The following is an 18,568-nucleotide window of genomic DNA, read 5'->3' on the forward strand; positions in this document are numbered from 1 at the left end:
CGGGCGCCGCCTTGCCTTGGGTCTTTGTGGGGGCGAGCGTCGTCACTTGTAGTCCTTGAGCAGCTTCCGGTAGGCGTCTCCGGTGTTCTTGGCGGCCTGCTCGGGAGTGGCGCTGCCGGTGAGGACCTTGTTCATCTGGACCTTGATCGGCTCGAAGAGCGAGTTGCCCTCGGCGATCCAGGGGCGCTCGACGGCCTTCTCGACGGCGGGCCGGAAGAACTTGACCATCTCGTTGTCCTTGACGGACGGCACCTCGTAGACCGACTTGCGGGTCGGCAGCAGGCTCAGCTTCTCGGTGGTCTGCTGCTGGACCTTGGCGGAGCTCATGTACTTCACGAACTCGTAAGAGGCGTCGAGGTTGCCGGACCCGGCGTAGACGGAGAGGTTCCAGCCGCCCTGCGGGGAGCCCTGGGCCTTGCTGCCGCCGGGCACGGGCGCGACGCCGAGGTTGCTCTTGTCCTTGAACTCCTTGCCGGCCAGCGCGCCCTCGATGTCCCACGGCCCGTCGACCGCCATCGCGACGTCGCCGTCCTTGAGGGCCTTGAGCTGGTTCTCCTGGCCGTCGGTGGCATCGGTGACGGCGGCCTTGGAATCGACCAGGTCCTTGATCGTCTCGAAGGCCCGGACGCCGGCCGGGTCGTCGATGAGGACCTTCTTGCCCTTCGCCTGGACCATGTCGCCGCCCTCGCCGTAGAGGTAGGGCAGGAACCAGTACGGGTCGTCGCCGCGCAGGTAGAGCGCGGTCGCCCCGGTCTTCGACTTGATCTTCTTGGCGGCGGTCTTCAGCTCGTCGAAGGTCTTGGGGACCCCGACGCCCGCCTCCTTCAGCAGCTTCTTGTTGTAGAAGAGGCCAAGGGTGTCGATGACCTGGGGCGCGGCGTAGGTCTTGCCCTTGAAGCGGGTGCTGCCGGCCGCCTGCTCCAGGAAATCCTCGTTCTTCTCCAGCGCGGGGGTGTTGTCCAGCGGCGCGAGGTAGCCGAGGTTGGCGAAGTCGGCGACCCAGGCGACCTCGGTACGCATCACGTCCGGCGCGCCGGAGTTGCCGCCGGCCGCGTTCTTGAACTTGGCGTTGGCCTCGCCGAAGGAGAGGTTCACGTACTTGACGTCGACCTTGGGGTGCTGCTTCTCGAAGCCCTCGGCGAGCTCCTTGAAGGCCCCCTTCTCGGCGGCGTTGGAGACGTCCCAGTAGGTGACGGTGCCCGACAGCTCACCCCCGCTCTTCTGGTCGCTCCCGCCGTCACCGCCGCAAGCGGTCGCCGTCAGTGCCAGACCCGCGACCAGCGCGGTGGCCGCTATGCCACGTCGCATGTGAACTCCTTCTGGAAAAGCCCGAGATACGTACGAGATACGAACGAGGTACGTAGGAATCCGCCCGAGAGGGCGTCAGGAACGTAACAGCGGCGAAAAGAAACCGAAAGAGCTTGCGGCAAATTTCTGCAAGACCACCGGAAGATGTTGCAGCCCGGTTACCTCGACCCGTCACCCCGGCCCCTGCCGGGGCGTTGATCATCAGTAGCCCGATCGACCGAAGGACGGCCGATGACCGATGAGCTGACCTTTCCCTCGCCCGCCGCACCGCCGGCCCCGGACCGCCCCGGCACGGGCTGGTGGCGCGACGCCGTCATCTATCAGATCTACGTACGCTCCTTCGGGGACGGTGACGGTGACGGCGTCGGGGACCTGCCCGGCGCCCGCGCCCGGCTGCCGTATCTGAAGGAGCTGGGCGCCGACGCCGTCTGGCTGACGCCGTTCTACGCGTCACCGCAGGCCGACGGCGGTTACGACGTCGCCGACCACCGCGCCGTCGACCCGCTCTTCGGCACCCTCGCCGACGCCGAGGCGTTCCTGGACACCGCCCACGAGCTGGGCCTGCGCGTCATCGTGGACATCGTCCCGAACCACACCTCCGACCGGCACCCGTGGTTCCGCGACCCGGACCTGGCCCGCGAGCGGTACGTCTTCCGGCCGGGCCGCGGGACGCACGGCGAGCTGCCGCCCAACGACTGGGAGTCCGTCTTCGGCGGCCCCGCCTGGACCCGCACCGAGCGCGGCGACTGGTACCTCCATCTCTTCGCGCCCGAACAGCCCGACCTGGACTGGGAGCGCCCCGAAGTGCGGGCCGAGTTCGACGCGATCCTGCGGTTCTGGCTGGACCGCGGCGTCGACGGCTTCCGCATCGACGTCGCGCACGGCATGGTCAAGGCGCCGGGGCTGCCCAATGTCGGCCGCCGGCAGCAGGCCCGCCTCATCGGCACCGACGTCCTCCCCTTCTTCGACCAGGACGGCGTGCACGAGATCCACCGCCACTGGCGCCGGCTGCTGGACTCCTACCGTGGCGAGCGGATCGGCGTCGCCGAGGCCTGGGCCCCCGACGCCGGCCGCCTCGCCCGCTACGTACGCCCCGACGAGCTGCACCAGGCGTTCAACTTCCACTTCCTGCAAGCGGACTGGGACGCGGCCGCGCTCCGCCGCGTCATCGACGAGTCGCTGGCCGCCACTTCCCTGGTCGGCGCGCCCACCACCTGGGTGCTCTCCAACCACGACGTGGTCCGCCACACCACCCGGCTCGGCGGCCTCGCGCGCGCCCGCGCCGCCACCCTCCTCATGCTCGCCCTCCCCGGCTCCGCCTACCTCTACCAAGGGGAGGAGCTGGGGCTGCCGGAGGTCACCGAGCTGCCCGACGCGGTCCGCCAGGACCCGGCGTTCTTCCGCGGCGACGGCCAGGACGGCTTCCGCGACGGCTGCCGGGTGCCGCTCCCCTGGTCCGGTACGGAGGCGCCGTACGGCTTCGGGCCCGGCGGGAGCTGGCTGCCGCAGCCGCCGGGCTGGGCGGAGCTGACCGTCGAGGCACAGACCGGCACCCCCGGCTCCACGCTGGAGCTGTACCGTGCCGCGCTCGCCTGGCGCCGCGCGCTGCCCGGCCTCGGCGACGGGCGGATGAGCTGGCTGGACGCGCCGGAGGGGGTACTGGCGCTGCGCCGGCACGGCTTCGTGTGCGTACTGAACACCCGCACCCGGCCGGTGGAGGTGTCGGGCGCGGGCCGCCTGCTGCTCGCAAGCGCGCCGCTGCGCACCGAGGACGGCCGGGTGTGCCTGCCCGGCGAATCCTGCGCGTGGTGGGCAAGCCGGATCCCGACCGGTAAGGTCGGCTTCCATGACCGCGCGCCTGGCTGACATCGCAGTACAGGCGGGTGTCAGCGAGGCCACCGTCAGCCGGGTGCTCAACGGCAAGCCCGGCGTCTCCGCCACCACCCGCCAGTCCGTACTCGCCGCACTGGACGTCCTGGGCTATGAGCGCCCGGTACGCCTGCGGCAGCGCAGCGCCGGGCTGGTCGGGCTCATCACGCCCGAGCTGGAGAACCCGATCTTCCCGGCGTTCGCGCAGGTCATCGGCCAGGCCCTGACCCGCCAGGGGTACACCCCGGTGCTCGCCACGCAGACCCCCGGCGGCTCGACCGAGGACGAGCTGACCGAGATGCTGGTGGACCGCGGCGTGGCCGGCATCATCTTCGTCTCCGGGCTGCACGCCGACACCACGGCGGACATGGGCCGGTACGAGGCGCTGCGCGGCCAGGGCGTGCCGTTCGTCCTGATCAACGGTTACTCGGACAAGGTCCAGGCACCCTTCATCTCCCCGGACGACGGCGTGGCGATCTCCCTCGCGGTCACCCATCTCGCGGCCCTCGGCCACCAGCGGATCGGCCTCGCGCTCGGCCCGCGCCGCTTCGTGCCGGTACAGCGGAAGATCGAGGGGTTTCTGCGCGCCATGCGCGAGCAGCTCGGGATGGCCGCGGACGAGGCGGCGGAGCTGGTGCAGCACTCCCTCTACACGCTCGAAGGCGGGCAGGCCGCGGCCGGCGCTCTGCTGGAGCGCGGCTGCACGGCGGTGATCTGCGCGAGCGACATGATGGCGCTCGGCGCGATCCGGGCGGCCCGGCAGCGCGGCCTGGAGGTGCCCGACGACGTCTCGGTGGTGGGGTACGACGACTCCCCGCTGATCGCGTTCACCGACCCGCCGCTGACCACCATCCGGCAGCCGGTGCAGGCCATGGGCCAGGCGGCGGTTCGGGCCCTGCTGGAGGAGGTCGGCGCCGACCTGCCGGAGAGCCCGTCCGGGACCTCGCGGGCCCCGCTGCGTACGGAGTTCGTCTTCCATCCGGAGCTCGTCGTGCGCGGTTCGACGGCCTCGGCGCGGCGCACGGACCCCGATGGCGGTGGGGGTATAGCCTCCCCCTCCGGGGCGAGAAAGGGTGTCCAGGACCCGACTCCAGGATGATCGGGTCTACCCCGATTTCTGGCAGACTGTCGGGCTATGGGTGATGCCAACGCGAGGATCCTTGACGGCCGGACGAGCGCACCGACACCCCCTCCGCAGCGTTCCGGCCCGCCTCGCGGACGGGCGTCCGCCGCCCGGGCGCACGGCGTGGCAAGACCTCGCCTGTGGTTCGAGATCCTGCTGATCGCGGTCAGCTACTGGACGTACTCCCTGATCCGCAACGCCGTGCCGGAGCAGAAGACGCAGGCGCTGAGAAACGCCGACTGGGTCTGGCGGGCCGAGCACAGCATCGGCATCGCCGTCGAACACACCGTCAATCACGCGATGAACGCCGTGACCTGGCTGATCGTCGCGATGAACTACTACTACGCCACGCTGCACTTCATCGTCACCGTCGGCGTCCTGGTCTGGCTCTACCGCCGGCACCCCGGCCGCTACGCCGCCTCCCGGCTGGTCCTCTTCCTCACCACCGCGGTCGCCCTGCTGGGCTACTACTTCTTCCCCCTCGCGCCGCCCCGCCTGATGCCGGGTGGCCATTTCATCGACACGGTCATGGTGCACGACACCTGGGGCTCGATGGCCTCGGGGAACCTGGCGAGCATGTCGAACCAGTACGCGGCGATGCCCTCGATGCACATCGGCTGGTCGCTGTGGTGCGGCCTCACCCTCGCGCTGCTGGCGCGGCACACGTGGGTACGGGTGCTGGGCGTGCTGTATCCGGTGCTGACCCTGCTGGTGATCGTCTCCACCGCCAACCACTTCTGGCTGGACGCGGTGGGCGGCGTGCTCTGCCTGGCGTTCGCCTTCGCGGTGGCCCGCCTCTGGTACGGCACCACCCTCTCGCGCCTCCCCCGCCTGCCCCGACCGGGCCCGGCCCCGGCGCGTCCGTCGGAACCGAGCCCTTCGGGGGCGTGACAAACAAGCCCGTCCGGCGATTGAGGACAGCCCGGCGGCAGCCGGGCTCAGCGCGTCAGCCCACGCCGCGGTGCACGATGACACCACCAGTCATGGTGAGCGCCACGGGCGCCTCCCCGACCTCGTCCGCCGGCGCGGAAACGGGGTCCACGCCCAGCGCGGTGAGGTCTGCCCGGAAGCCGACCGCGACGCGCCCCGCATACGACTCCTCGCCCACCGCCAGCGCCGCATGCGACGTGAGACCCTCCAGTGCCATCTCCCCCGTCAGCGCCTGCTCGACGGTGACCGGCGCGGTCTCCGGCGAGCCGGCCGGGCGGCGCAGCCGGGCGGTCGCGAGCACGCCGCGCGGGTCGTAGTGCGCGATCGGCCAGTCGGAGCCGAGGACCAGTACGGCGCCCGCGTCCCGCAGATCGCGGCAGCGCCACGCCCGGGCCGCCCGCTCCTCGCCGACCCGCTTGGACCACTCGTCGGTGTGGTCGGCGCGGGTGTAGGCGGTGTGGGTGGGCTGCATCGAGGCGGCGACCCCGAGCGCGGCGAACCGCGGGAGCTGCTCGCTCGGCACGGTCTCGATGTGCTCGATGCGGTGCATCCCGCGCTGCGCCTGGTCGCCCAGCGCCTCGACGGTGTCCAGGACGTGCCGGACGGCCGCGTCCCCGATGGCGTGCGTGGCGGTCCGTACACCGGCCTTCGCGAGGTGGTGCACGGCGCGGGTGTACGCGGCGGGATCCGGCCAGAACGCCTCGGTGCCCTGGCCGTGGCAGTCGGCGTGCTCCAGCCAGGCGGTACCGCCCTCGACCGTGCCGTCCATGAAGAACTTCACGCCGCCCACCCGCCAGTGGCGCCCGGCCCGCTGCTGAAGCTCGATCAGGTGGTCCAGGGCCGCCTTGTCGGCGCCGGGCATGCACCAGGGTGCGATCCGCAGCCGTACCGGCAGTTCGCCGTCGGCCTCGATCCCGGTCAGCACGTCCAGTACGTCCTGGCCCTCCAGGTCCATGACGTGCGCGCCGGTCAGGCCGGTCGCGGCCATCTCGCCCAGCAGGGTGAGCAGCCGGGCGCGCCGCTCGGCGGCGCTGGGGCGCGGCAGCACGGGCAGCATGAGGTCCATCGCGGCATGCTCGACGAGGTACCCGGTGGGCCGGCCGTCCGGGTCGCAGACGATCTCGGCGCGCTGGTCGAAGGCGCGCGGCCCGTCGATGCCGGCGGCGGCCAGCGCGGGGCCCGTGGCCAGCGCGGAGTGTCCGTCGTAGAGGCGGAGGAAGGCGGGCACGCCGCCGAGGGCCGGTTCGATCAGGTCGCGGTGGACGGGCCGGCCGCCGAAGGTGTTGTGGTCCAGGCCGTACCCCATGACCCACTCGCCGCGGCCGGCCGCACGCGCCGCGCCGGCCAGCGCGTCCCGCAGCCCGTCCAGGTCCCGGCAGCCGGAGAGGTCCAGCCCGGTGGCCATCTCGCCGCCCCAGATCGGGTGGCTGTGGCCGTCGACCAGCCCGGGGGTGAGGGTGGCCCCGGCCAGGTCGATCACCTCGGTGTCCGGGCCGCGCCAGTCCCGTACCTCGTGCTCCTCGCCGACGGCGGCGATCCGGCCGTCCTTGACGGCGACGGCGCTCGCCCAGGGACGGGCGGGGTCGAGGGTGCGGACGCGGGCACCGGTCAGGACGGTGTCGGCGGCGGTGCTGCGGGACTCGGACACTGCTTCGGTTCTCCTTGCGAAACGGGTGCGGGGGGGGCGGCGGTACGGCCGTCGTGGTCAGTCGGCGGGCTCGGCGGCGAACTCCGCGTACACCGCGGGGCGGTCGCGGCGGAAGCGCACGGCGATCAGGACGCCGACGGCGAAGGCGGCGGGGACGGTGAGGACGAGGACGGTGTTGGTCGCGAGGGGGGCCGCGGTCATCAGCCCGATCTTGGCGGTGACCAGCCAGAGCGCGCCGGCCATCAGCACGGTGGCGGCGATCGGCGCGATCACCGTGCGCCAGCGGCCCTCCTGGTGCCGGATGCGGCGGAAGAAGAACGGGATGGCGACCGCGGTGATCCCCTGGAGGGTCAACAGGCCCAGCATTCCTGGGGTGTTCATCCACAGCAGCAGTTGCTGGTACGGGTCGGCACCGGCCAGCGCGAAGCCCGCGACGACGAGCAGCGCCAGCACGCTCTGGAGTACTCCGGCGACGTACGGGGAGCGGTGCTTGGGGTGCACCCTGCCGAGCGCCTTGGGCAGCACGCCCTCCTGCGCGAGCGCCAGCCCGTACCGGTTGATCGCGTTGTGGAAGGCCAGCTGCGAGGCGAGGATGCTGGTCACGATGAAGACGTGCATCAGGTCGGCGGCCCAGGCACCGACGTAGTGCGTGGTGGCGGTGAAGAAGAGCCCGGCCGGGTCGGTGGCGACCGCCTTGAGGACCTTCGTACCGCCGAACGCCTGGATGACGACCCAGACGCTGAAGGCGTAGAAGAGGCCGAGGAAGCCGACGGCGATGTAGGTGGCGCGCGGGATGGTGCGGCCGGGGTCGCGGGCCTCGCGGCGGTAGATGGCGGTGGACTCGAAGCCGGTGAAGGCGGCGAAGGCGAAGGCCAGGACCGCGCCGGTGCCGGGGACCAGCACATTGCCGGGCGTGAAGGAGTCCAGTGCCAGGCCCTCGGCTCCGCCGTCCAGCAGCACCCCGCCGGCCAGCAGCACGAGGATGCCGGTCTCGGCGACCAGCAGGACGCCGAGGACCTTGGCGCCGAAGTCGATGGAGCGGTACCCCAGGTACCAGATGACGAAGACGCCGCCGAGCGCGATCGGCGGCCACGGCACGTGGATGCCCCAGAGCGCCTCCAGCGCGTCCTGGGTGCCGGTGGCGAGCAGTCCGTACACGCCGATCTGCATGCCGTTGTACGCGAGCAGCGCCAGCGTGGCGGCGCCGAAGCCGGCCGGACGGCCGAGGCCCCGGGTGATGAACGCGTAGAAGCCGCCGCCGTGCTTCACGTGCCGGGTCATGGCGGTGAAGCCGACCGCGAAGAGGGCGAGGGTGGCGCCGGCGAGGAGGTAGCCGACGGGGGCGCCGATGCCGCCGATGCCGATGGCGAGCGGCGCGACGCCGGCCATGACGGTGAGCGGCGCCGCGGCGGAGACCACGAAGAAGGCGATGTCGGCGACGCCGAGGGTGCCCTTGCGGAGGGCGGGGGCACCCTCGCCGGGTGGTGCGGTGTCGTGCTGTGGCGACCCGTCGCGGGTCCCGGACTCTACGGCCATGCGCTCTTGCCCTTCTGCTGCGGAAGAGGGGTGGGGCGGCCTGAGACGTACACGGGTGGAACGGCAGCATGACCGCGGCGAAAACCTAAAGCCTTTCGGTTTTCGGCAATGTAGTCGCCGCCGTACGATTCGGGAAGACCTCACGGGCAGGAGAAACGAACATGGGGCGGCCGCGGAAGGCCCTGCTTGACCGGGAGCGCATCGGTGCGACGGCGCTCGAACTCGTCGACGAAAAGGGCGACTTCAGCGTGCCGGAGGTGGCTCGCAGGCTCGGCGTGCAGACCGCCTCGGTGTATCACCATGTGGACGGCCGGGCCGGCGTGATCGAACTGTTGCGGGAGCGGGTGACTGACGCGATAGACCCGGCCACGCTGAGCGACGTGCCCTGGGACACCGCCCTGGAGCGCTGGGCGCGCTCCTACCGGGCCGCCTTCGCGGCCCACCCGCGGACGATCCCGATGCTGATGACGTCACCGATCCGCGCACCGCGGGTGCTCGCCCAGTACGAGTTCGTGGCCGGGCTGCTCTCCGAGGCGGGCTTCGCCCCGTCCCTCGTCCTGCCGATCATCACCGGCCTGGACAACATCGTCCTGGGCTCGGCCCTGGACATGTCGGCCCCGGAAACGATGTGGGAGGTCACCGAGGGCACCGAGGCCCCCCGGCTGGCCGCCGCCCAGTCGGCGACGGGCTCTTCCCGCGCAGACCAGGCCTTCGATCTCACTCTGGCGGGCTTCCTGGAGTACTGCAGGGGCTTGCGCCCCGTCAGGGGCGCGGGGAACTGCGCGAGCAACCACAGCGCCGCCGCGGACGGCCACGGCGAGAGCGGGGCAGACGGGAACCCGTAAACGGGCTCAGCCCCCGTAAAACAACTCCTCCACCACACCCCGCGCCCGCCGCGTGATCCGCCGATAATCGTCGAGCATCTCCCCCACATGCCCCTCCTCGTACCCGAGGTAGCGCCCCACCGCGGCCAGCTCCCGGCCGTCGCCCGGGAAGGTATCTCCCGGGCGCCCCCGCACCAGCATCACGGCATTGCGCACCCGCGTCGCCAGCACCCACGCCTCGTCCAGCGTCTGCGCGTCCTCCGCGCCGATCAGCCCGGCCTCCCGCGCCGCGGAAAGCGCCGCGCGGGTCCGGGTCGTCCGCAGCGCCGGCTCCGCGTGGCCGTGCCGCATCTGGAGCAGTTGTACGGTCCACTCCACGTCGCTGAGGCCGCCGCGCCCCAGCTTCGTGTGCATCGTCGGGTCGGCCCCGCGCGGCAGCCGCTCGGACTCCATCCGCGCCTTGAGCCGGCGGATCTCGCGTACCGCGTCCTCGCCCAGCCCCTCGCGCGGATACCGCAGCGGGTCCGCCAGCTCGATGAACCGCCGCCCGACCTCCTCGTCGCCCGCGACCGGCTCGGCGCGCAGCAGCGCCTGTGCCTCCCAAGTCAGCGACCAGCGGCGGTAGTACGCGGCGTAGGAGCCGAGCGAGCGCACCAGCGGGCCGGTCTTCCCCTCGGGGCGCAGGTCCGCGTCGATCATCAACGGCGGGTCGGAGGAGGGCAGTTGGAGCAGCCGGCGCATCTCGTTGGCCACCGCGAACGCGGCCTTGGCGGCCTCCTGCTCGTCGGCGCCCTCGCGCGGCTCGTGGACGAAGAGCACGTCCGCGTCCGAGCCGTAGTTCAGTTCGTGGCCGCCGAAGCGGCCCATGCCGATCACCGCGAAACGGGTCGGCAGGGTGTCGCCCCACTGCTCGCGCACCGCGGCCCGCAGCGCGCCCGCGACCGTCGCGGCGTTCAGGTCGGACAGCGCCGAGCCCACCGCGTCCACGGCCTGCCCGTGGTCCTCCTCGGCGGGGCTGGCCTCCGTGCCGTACGCGCCGATCAGGTCGGCGGCCGCGGTGCGGAACAGCTCGCGGCGGCGCACCCCGCGGGCCGCCGCCACCGCCTGCTCCGCGCCGTCCGCGCGGCCGACCGCGGCCAGCACCTCCTGCTCCAGCGCCGCCCGGCCGCGCGGCTTCAGCCCGTCGGGCGCGCCGAGCAGCGCGACCGCCTCGGGGGCGCGCAGCAGCAGGTCGGGGGCGAGCCGGCCGGCGGACAGCACCCGGGCGAGGTTCTCGGCGGCCGCGCCCTCGTCGCGCAGCAGCCGCAGGTACCAGGGCGTCTTGCCGAGCGCGTCGGAGACCTTGCGGAAGCCCAGCAGCCCGGCGTCCGGGTCGGCGGAGTCGGCGAACCAGCCGAGCAGCACCGGCAGCAGGGTCCGCTGGATGGCGGCCTTGCGGGAGACGCCGGAGGCCAGCGCCTCCAGGTGGCGCAGCGCGCCGACCGGGTCCTCGTAGCCGAGCGCTTCCAGGCGCTGCCCGGCGGCCTTGGCGGAGAGCCGGATCTCGCCCGGTTCCAGGACGGCGACGGCGTCCAGCAGCGGGCGGTAGAACAGCTTCTCGTGGATCCGGCGCACCTCGCGCGCGTGCCACTTCCACTCCTTGCGGAGGGTGTCGACCGGCTCGGTGCGCATGCCGAGCGAGCGGGCGAGCCGCCGCAGGTCCTGCTCGTCCTCGGGCATCAGATGCGTGCGGCGCAGCTTGTAGAGCTGGATGCGGTGTTCGAGGGTGCGCAGGAAGCGGTACGCGGCGTCCAGCGCGGTGGCGTCCTGGCGGCCGACGTAGCCGCCGGCGGCGAGCGCCTTGAGCGCGTCGAGGGTGGTGGCGCTGCGCAGCGTGGCGTCGCTGCGGCCGTGCACCAACTGCAGGAGCTGGACGGCGAATTCGACGTCCCGCAGACCGCCGGGGCCGAGCTTGAGCTCGCGGTCGACCTGCCCCGCCGGGATGTTGGCGACGACCCGGCGGCGCATCTGGCGGACGTCGACGATGAAGTTCTCGCGCTCGGCGGCCTGCCAGACCAGCGGGGTGACGGCGTCGACGTACTCCTGCCCGAGCACGGGGTCGCCGGCCACCGTCCTGGCCTTCAGCAGCGCCTGGAACTCCCAGGTCTTGGCCCAGCGCTGGTAGTACGCGAGGTGGCTGCTCAGCGTCCGGACGAGGGGGCCGTTGCGGCCCTCGGGGCGGAGGTTGGCGTCGACGGGCCAGATCGTGCCCTCGGGGGTGACGTCGGAGCAGACGCGCATCATGCGGGCGGCGAGCCGGGTCGCGGCCTGCAGCGCCGCGGCCTCCTCGACGCCGTCCTTGGGCTCGGCGACGAAGATGACGTCCACGTCGGAGACGTAGTTCAGCTCGTGGCCGCCGCACTTGCCCATGCCGATGACGGCGAGCCGGCTGACGGCCGCGTCCCCGGGCTGCTCCTCGGAGGCGATCTCCAGCGCCGCCCGCAGCGTGGCGGTGGCCAGGTCCGCCAGCTCCGCCGCGGTCTGCGCCACGTCGATCGTGCCGCACACGTCACGCGCCGCGATGCCCAGCAGCGCGCGCCGGTACGCGGCCCGCAGCGCGTCCTCCCGGGACAGCTTCGCGCCCCGCTCGCCCCAGATGCCCTCGGCGAGCGCCTGCTCGAACTCCGGGGTGGTGGGGTGCAGATCGACCGACTCGTAAGTGGCCAGCGACTCCCAGTCCTTGGGGTGCCGTACGAGGTGGTCGCCGAGCGCCTCCGAGGCCCCCAGCACGCCCAGCAGCCGGTCCCGCAGCGGCTTGGCGGTGACCAGCGTGGACAGCAGCCGCTGCCGGTCCTCCTCCGACTGCGCCTCGGCCAGCCGGACCAGGCCCACGAGCGCCTGGTCCGGATCGGCGGTGCCCCCGAGCGCTTCGAGGAGCACCGAGTCGGACCGTACGGAGGACAGTGCGGGGGCGTCCAGCAGCTTCCCGGCAGCCTGCGGATCGGTGAAACCGTGCCGCAGCAGCCGGGTGAACGTGCTGCTCCGCCGTCCCTGCGGAGCGGGAAGTGCCATCGGGCGGGGGCCTCTCGGAGAACCTGCCGGATCGATTTTTCGGATTATTGAGTGTGACGTGCTGCGAGTGTGACGTGCTGAGTGTGTCGTGCCGCTAGAGCACCGGCAGCATCTTGCGCAGCTCGAAGGCGGTGACCTCGGAGCGGTACTCCTCCCACTCCTGCTTCTTGTTGCGCAGGAAGAAGTCGAAGACGTGCTCGCCCAGGGTCTCCGCGAGCAGTTCGCTGCGCTCCATGAGGGAGATGGCCTCGCCGAGGTTCTGCGGGAGCGGCTCGATGCCCATCGCGCGCCGCTCGGCATCCGACAGGGCCCACACGTCGTCGTCGGCGCCCGCGGGGAGTTCGTACCCCTCCTCGATGCCCTTGAGCCCGGCGGCCAGCAGCACCGCGTACGTCAGGTACGGGTTGGCGCCGGAGTCGATGGAGCGCACCTCGACCCGCGTCGAGCCCATCTTGCCGGGCTTGTACATGGGGACGCGGATCAGCGCGGAGCGGTTGTTGTGGCCCCAGCAGATGTACGAGGGGGCCTCGCCGCCGGCGCCCGCCGGGCGGTTGGCGCCGCCCCAGATCCGCTTGTAGGAATTCACCCACTGGTTGGTGATCGCGGAGGTCTCCGCGGCGTGCCGCAGCAGGCCCGCGATGAAGGACCGGCCGACCTTGGAGAGCTGGTACTCGGCGCCCGACTCGTGGAAGGCGTTGCGGTCGCCCTCGAAGAGCGAGAGGTGGGTGTGCATGCCGGAGCCGGGGAACTCCGAGAACGGCTTCGGCATGAAGGTCGCCTGCACGCCCTGCTCCAGCGCGACCTGCTTCATGACCAGCCGGAAGGTCATGATGTTGTCGGCCGTCGACAGCGCGTCGGCGTACCGCAGGTCGATCTCCTGCTGGCCCGGGGCGCCCTCGTGGTGGCTGAACTCCACCGAGATGCCCATCGACTCCAGCATCGTGATCGCCTGGCGCCGGAAGTCCATGCCCACGTTCTGCGGGGTGTGGTCGAAGTAGCCGGAGGAGTCGGCGGGGGTCGGCCGGCCGCCGTCCACCGGCTTGTCCTTGAGCAGGAAGAACTCGATCTCGGGGTGGGTGTAGAAGGTGAACCCGAGGTCGGAGGTCTTGGCCAGGATCCGCTTGAGGACGTAGCGCGGGTCGGCGTAGGACGGGGAGCCGTCCGGCATCAGGATGTCGCAGAACATCCGGGCGGTGCCGGGGGCCTCGGCGCGCCACGGCAGGATCTGGAACGTGCCGGGGTCGGGCTTGGCGATCATGTCGGACTCGTAGACCCGCGCGAAGCCCTCGATGGCCGAACCGTCGAAGCCGATGCCCTCGTCGAAGGCCTGCTCCAGCTCGGCGGGGGCCACCGCGACCGACTTCAGGAAACCGAGCACATCGGTGAACCACAGCCGTACGAAGCGGATGTCGCGCTCCTCCAGCGTGCGGAGCACGAACTCCTGCTGCTTGTCCATGTTCACCAATCCTTGCAGGTCGAACGGCCTGTCCACGCCCATCGCCCTTGACGGGGCGCGGCACGCCAGTATCGCGTGCGGGGGTTACCGTCACATTACGTTGTCACGGCCCCTTCGGGCAGGCCCGGGGGCCGTACGGGGTTTCGCGTTCCCCGGCGGTTCCGGCCAAACCCTTGACGCGCCCCTGACAGCGGTGTCGGGGCGGTGGGACGCTGCCTCTGCACATCGCTGTACGTCCACTCCGCTCCGGGCCGCCGGCCGGCGGTCCGTACGTCGTGGCCCGCGCACCCGCGGGACCACCGCACCAGGGGGTACGCGTGAGACAGACCGTCCAGGGCACCGGCACCGTCCGGCGCCACCGCTCCCGCACGTCCGGCACCGCGATATCCGGTATATCCGGCCGGACGTCCGCCCGTATCACCGCCGCGGCGCTGCTCGCCGCCGGCGCCCTCTGCGCCACGGCGCTGCAGGCCCCCGCGGCCGGCGCCGCCGAACCACCCGGCGCCGCGGCCTCCGCTCCCGCCTCCGCCGACGCCAAGCAGGACGCCAAGAAGGCGGCCGCCTTCTGGACGGCGAAGCGGATGCGCGCCGCGAAGCCGCTCGATCTGCTGTCCGTCGCCCGGAAGAAACTCGACGCCGCGGCCGCCCGCGCGGCGTCCGCCCCGGCCGCCCACGCCTTGCCGCGCGGCAAGGAAGCGGCCGTGCCGCCCACCCTGCCGTCCCTTCCGTCCCTGCCCTCGCCCGGTCTGAAGGCCTTCCCGCAGGCCGGCGGACCGTGGACCGGCGGCGGCAAGGTCACCGCCACCGCAGGCCGGGTCTTCTTCACCTACCAGAACCGCCAGGCGTCCTGCTCCGGCAACGCGGTGACCAGTGACAACCGCAGTACGGTCCTCACCGCGGGGCACTGCGTGAAGCTGGACGGCGCCTGGCACACCAACTGGATCTTCGTACCCGGCTACCACGACGGCCAGGCCCCGCACGGCAAGTGGGCCGCGAGCAAGACCCTCGCCACCCCGCAGTGGACCAAGAGCGAGGACATCAACTACGACGTCGGCGCGGCGGTCGTCCCCCCGCTGAACGGCAAGCACCTCACCGACGCAGTCGGCAGCCAGGGCGTCGCCTTCAACACCGGCTACACCCAGAAGATGTACGCCTTCGGCTACCCGGCGGCGTCCCCCTACGACGGCAGCAAACTCATCTACTGCAGCGGCACCACCATCAAGGACCCGCTGTTCTCCAAGGACCACGGGATGCCCTGCAACATGACCGGCGGCTCCAGCGGCGGGCCGTGGTTCACCAAGTTCGACGAGAAGACCGGCACCGGGCTGCAGTCCTCGGTGAACAGCTTCGGCTACACCTTCCTGCCCAACACGATGTTCGGCCCGTACTTCGGCGAGGACGCGAAGAACCTGTACAACAAGGCGCAGAGCAGCTGAGCCCTGCGCAACGGCGGGGCGGGTCCCGGACCCCGGGATCCGGGGCTCGCCCCCGCAACACCCCCGAAACTCAACCGCCCCACATAACGTCAGTACGACGATTAAACTCCCTCCCGTGCCTCAACTTCGCCTGGCTCTGCATCAGACCGATTTCTGTGTGGGCGACCTCGCCCGGAACGCCGAGACGATCGTGCGCCGCACCCGGGAGGCAGCCGGGCAGGGCGCCCACCTGGCGGCGTTCCCCGAGATGGCGCTGACCGGCTACCCCGTCGAGGACCTCGCGCTGCGGCCCTCCTTCGTCGAGGCGAGCCGCGGCGCCCTGCGCGCCCTGGCCGCCCGGCTGGCCGACGAGGGCCTCGGCGAGACCGCCGTCGTGGTCGGCTACCTGGACCGCTGCGAGCGGGCCCAGCCACGGTACGGACGGCCCGCGGGCGCCCCGCAGAACGCCGCGGCCGTGCTGCACCGCGGCCGGGTGGCCCTCACCTTCGCCAAGCACCACCTCCCCAACTACGGCGTCTTCGACGAATACCGCTACTTCGTACCCGGCGACACGCTCCCCGTCGTCCGGCTGCACGGCGTCGACATCGCCCTCGCCATCTGCGAGGACCTGTGGCAGGACGGCGGCCGGGTGCCCGCCGCCCGTACGGCCGGTGCCGGGCTGCTGCTGTCCGTCAACGCCTCCCCGTACGAGCGGGACAAGGACGACACCCGGCTGGAGCTGGTCCGCAAGCGCGCCCAGGAGGCGGGCTGCACGACGGCGTATCTGGCGATGACCGGCGGCCAGGACGACCTGGTCTTCGACGGCGACTCGATCGTGGTGGACGCGGCCGGCGAGGTGCTCACCCGCGCCCCGCAGTTCACCGAGCAGTGCCTCCTCCTCGACCTGGACCTGCCGGCCGCCGCGCCCGAGCCGCCTTCCGGCAACGTCGACGACGGCCTCCGCGTCGACCACGTCACGCTCTCCGCGGACCCGCTGCCGCCGTACGAGCCGCTGCCGATGCCCGCCCCCGCGCCCCGCCTGGACGCCTCCGAGGAAATCTACGGCGCACTGGTGATGGGCCTGCGGGCGTACATCACCAAGAACAACTTCCGCAGCGTGGTGATCGGCCTCTCCGGCGGCATCGACTCGGCACTGGTAGCCGCCCTGGCCGTCGACGCGCTCGGCCCGGACAACGTCCACGGCGTCTCCATGCCCTCCCGCTACTCCTCCTCCCACTCCAAGGACGACGCCGCCGAACTGGCCCGCCGTACCGGACTGCACTACCGCACGGTCCCCATCGGCCCCATGTTCGACGCGTACATGGGCTCACTGGACCTGACCGGCCTGGCGGAGGAGAACCTCCAGTCCCGTATCCGCGGCACGACGCTGATGGCGATCTCCAACCAGGAGGGCCACCTGGTCCTCGCCCCCGGCAACAAGTCCGAGCTGGCATGCGGCTATTCGACCCTCTACGGCGACTCCGTAGGGGCGTACGGTCCGATCAAGGACGTCTACAAAACGGTCGTCTTCCAGCTCGCGAAGTGGCGCAACCAGGCGGCCGCGGCCCGCGGCGAAACCCCGCCCATCCCGGAGAACTCGATCACCAAGCCCCCCAGCGCGGAGCTCCGCCCCGGCCAGGTCGACACCGACTCCCTCCCCGACTACCCCACCCTCGACGCGATCCTCGACCTCTACGTCGACCGCGACCTGGGACACGCCGAGATCATCGCCCGCGGCTTCGACCCGGAGCTGGTCACCCGCGTCCTCCGCCTGGTCGACACCGCCGAATACAAACGCCGCCAGTACCCCCCGGGCACCAAGACCTCAGCCAAGGGCTTCGGCAAGGACCGCCGCCTCCCGACGACGAACCGGTGGCGGGAGGGCGACTGACGGGACAGCGCGGGCGATTGAGCGAACCGTGCGGGCGGCCGAGTGGGCCGTGCGGGCAGTTGACCGGACCGAGCGGGCGGCCTCGTTGTCAGTGCCGCCCGCTACTGTGTTGAGCAGGGGACCTTTTCGCCCCCCGATGGGGGAAGTGGGGGGCGAAACGGTACGGCTGAGCGTGCGGCTCAGCCGTACCGTGTGTACGGCTCAGCCGGCGTGTGTCCGTTCGTGAGCCGTGGCACCCGCCTCGCTCGTCGCCACGATGCGGGAGCGGGTCGGCGTGCGGTCCATCAGGCCCGCGGTGATGGCGATCGCCAGGCCGACGACCGCCAGGACTGCGCCGACGAGGGTCGGGGAGGTCCAGCCCCAGTGGGCGGCGATCGCTACGCCGCCGAGCCAGGCGCCGCCCGCGTTCGCGAGGTTGAACGCGGAGTGGTTGGAGGCGGAGGCGAGCGTCGGGGCGTGCTCGGCCTTGCGCATGACCAGCATCTGCAGGGGCGTGGTGGTCATGAAGCCGACCGCGCCCAGGACGACGACGGTGGCCAGCGCCGCCCACTTCACGTGCACGGTGAAGTCGAAGACGACGAGCGTGACGGCCAGGGCGCCGAGCGAGCCGTACAGGGTCGGGCGGAGCGCCCGGTCGGTCAGCGGGCCCGCGGCGAGCGCGCCGAGGGTCATGCCGATGCCGAAGAGGGCGAGTACCACCGGGACGGTCGACTCGGTGAAGCCGGTGACCTCGGTCATCATCGACGCGAGGTAGCTGTAGACGGCGAAGACGCCCGCGAAACCGAAGACCGCGGTGAGCAGGCCGAGCAGCACCTGGCGGTTGCCCAGCGCCCGGATCTCCTGCTTGACGCCGCTCTGCTCGTCGCGCGGCACGTGCGGGACGAGCTTGGCCAGCGAGGCCATGGCGAGCAGGCCGATGGCGGCGACGACCAGGAAGGTCGCGCGCCAGCCGAGGTGCTGGCCGAGCAGGGTCGCGGCGGGCACGCCGACGATGTTGGCGACGGTCAGGCCGAGGAACATCGTGGCGACCGCGCGGGCCTGCCGGCCTTCCTTGACCAGCCGGGCGGCAACGACCGCGCCGACGCCGAAGAACGCGCCGTGCGGCAGGCCGGCCAGCAGCCGGCCCGCGATGAGCAGGCCGAAGTTCGGGGCGAGCGCGGACGCGAGGTTGCCGGCCGTGAAGACCGCCATCATCAGCAGCAGCATCCGCTTGCGGGGGATGCGCGAGCCGAGCGCGGTCAGCAGCGGAGCGCCGATGACGACGCCGAGAGCGTAGGCGGAGACGAGGTAGCCGGCGGTGGGCACGCTGGTGCCCAGGTCGTTCGCGACATTGGGCAGCAGGCCCATCATCACGAACTCAGTGGTGCCGATACCGAAGGCCGAGATCGCGAGCGCGAGCAGAGCCAAGGGCATGAGTGACCTTTCAGGATCAAAGGGGAGCGCGCCCGTAGCGGCGCGCGGTGACATGGACAGCCTTAAGTTCTCTACGGGAACAAAGTCTCTCAGGTAATTCATTC

The 18,568-nt window shown here is 71.8% G+C and carries 12 protein-coding genes; 6 read left to right on the plus strand and 6 right to left on the minus strand.

The window, feature by feature from the left end:
• Window positions 1-42 precede the first annotated feature (42 nt).
• Window positions 43-1,308, minus strand: a complete 1,266-nt coding sequence (locus tag IF04_RS0115930; protein WP_030256908.1) for an extracellular solute-binding protein — start codon at window positions 1,306-1,308, stop codon at window positions 43-45.
• A gap of 231 nt (window positions 1,309-1,539) precedes the next feature.
• Here IF04_RS0115930 and IF04_RS0115935 point away from each other — a divergent pair, with 231 nt between their 5' ends.
• From IF04_RS0115935 to IF04_RS35715, 3 genes are read left to right on the plus strand one after another with little or no spacing between them, the layout of a single operon-like run.
• Window positions 1,540-3,174 carry a glycoside hydrolase family 13 protein gene (locus tag IF04_RS0115935; RefSeq protein WP_051831272.1) on the plus strand — a complete coding sequence of 545 codons (1,635 nt, stop codon included), beginning with the start codon at window positions 1,540-1,542 and terminating at the stop codon, window positions 3,172-3,174.
• The gene (locus IF04_RS0115940) at window positions 3,155-4,276 is read left to right on the plus strand and encodes a LacI family DNA-binding transcriptional regulator (protein WP_037959591.1); all 1,122 of its coding nucleotides are present in this window, start codon (window positions 3,155-3,157) and stop codon (window positions 4,274-4,276) included. The genes IF04_RS0115935 and IF04_RS0115940 overlap by 20 nt, the downstream gene beginning before the upstream one ends.
• Before the next feature lie 36 nt (window positions 4,277-4,312).
• Window positions 4,313-5,191, plus strand: coding sequence for a phosphatase PAP2 family protein (locus IF04_RS35715; protein WP_051831273.1), 879 nt, complete (start codon window positions 4,313-4,315; stop codon window positions 5,189-5,191).
• 55 nt (window positions 5,192-5,246) lie between these two features.
• Here IF04_RS35715 and IF04_RS0115950 read toward each other — a convergent pair whose 3' ends face one another.
• Both IF04_RS0115950 and IF04_RS0115955 read right to left on the minus strand, forming a co-directional pair.
• Window positions 5,247-6,878, minus strand: coding sequence for an amidohydrolase (locus tag IF04_RS0115950; RefSeq protein WP_030256919.1), 1,632 nt, complete (start codon window positions 6,876-6,878; stop codon window positions 5,247-5,249).
• Window positions 6,879-6,935: 57 nt separating this feature from the next.
• On the minus strand, window positions 6,936-8,414 hold the full coding sequence (locus IF04_RS0115955; RefSeq protein ID WP_030256923.1) for an APC family permease: 1,479 nt from the start codon (window positions 8,412-8,414) through the stop codon (window positions 6,936-6,938).
• A 161-nt stretch (window positions 8,415-8,575) separates the two neighbouring features.
• Here IF04_RS0115955 and IF04_RS0115960 point away from each other — a divergent pair, with 161 nt between their 5' ends.
• Window positions 8,576-9,259, plus strand: a complete 684-nt coding sequence (locus IF04_RS0115960) for a TetR/AcrR family transcriptional regulator (RefSeq protein ID WP_078600353.1) — start codon at window positions 8,576-8,578, stop codon at window positions 9,257-9,259.
• A gap of 6 nt (window positions 9,260-9,265) precedes the next feature.
• Here the strand turns inward: IF04_RS0115960 and IF04_RS0115965 are convergent, their stop codons facing one another.
• Window positions 9,266-12,289 carry a bifunctional [glutamine synthetase] adenylyltransferase/[glutamine synthetase]-adenylyl-L-tyrosine phosphorylase gene (locus tag IF04_RS0115965; RefSeq protein ID WP_030256928.1) on the minus strand — a complete coding sequence of 1,008 codons (3,024 nt, stop codon included), beginning with the start codon at window positions 12,287-12,289 and terminating at the stop codon, window positions 9,266-9,268.
• 94 nt (window positions 12,290-12,383) lie between these two features.
• Window positions 12,384-13,745 (minus strand): type I glutamate--ammonia ligase, encoded by a 1,362-nt coding sequence (gene glnA / locus IF04_RS0115970; RefSeq protein WP_030256929.1) that lies wholly within the window; start codon window positions 13,743-13,745, stop codon window positions 12,384-12,386.
• A 383-nt stretch (window positions 13,746-14,128) separates the two neighbouring features.
• Here glnA and IF04_RS0115975 point away from each other — a divergent pair, with 383 nt between their 5' ends.
• Window positions 14,129-15,181: a trypsin-like serine peptidase gene (locus IF04_RS0115975; RefSeq protein WP_030256930.1), complete on the plus strand. Its 1,053-nt coding sequence runs from the start codon at window positions 14,129-14,131 to the stop codon at window positions 15,179-15,181.
• 115 nt (window positions 15,182-15,296) lie between these two features.
• Window positions 15,297-17,051: an NAD+ synthase gene (locus IF04_RS0115980; protein WP_030256931.1), complete on the plus strand. Its 1,755-nt coding sequence runs from the start codon at window positions 15,297-15,299 to the stop codon at window positions 17,049-17,051.
• A 201-nt stretch (window positions 17,052-17,252) separates the two neighbouring features.
• Here the strand turns inward: IF04_RS0115980 and IF04_RS0115985 are convergent, their stop codons facing one another.
• Window positions 17,253-18,464 carry an MFS transporter gene (locus IF04_RS0115985; protein ID WP_030256932.1) on the minus strand — a complete coding sequence of 404 codons (1,212 nt, stop codon included), beginning with the start codon at window positions 18,462-18,464 and terminating at the stop codon, window positions 17,253-17,255.
• Window positions 18,465-18,568: the final 104 nt, after the last annotated feature.

The organism is Streptomyces violens (assembly GCF_000717745.1).
Classification (GTDB): Bacteria; Actinomycetota; Actinomycetes; order Streptomycetales; family Streptomycetaceae; genus Streptomyces; species Streptomyces violens.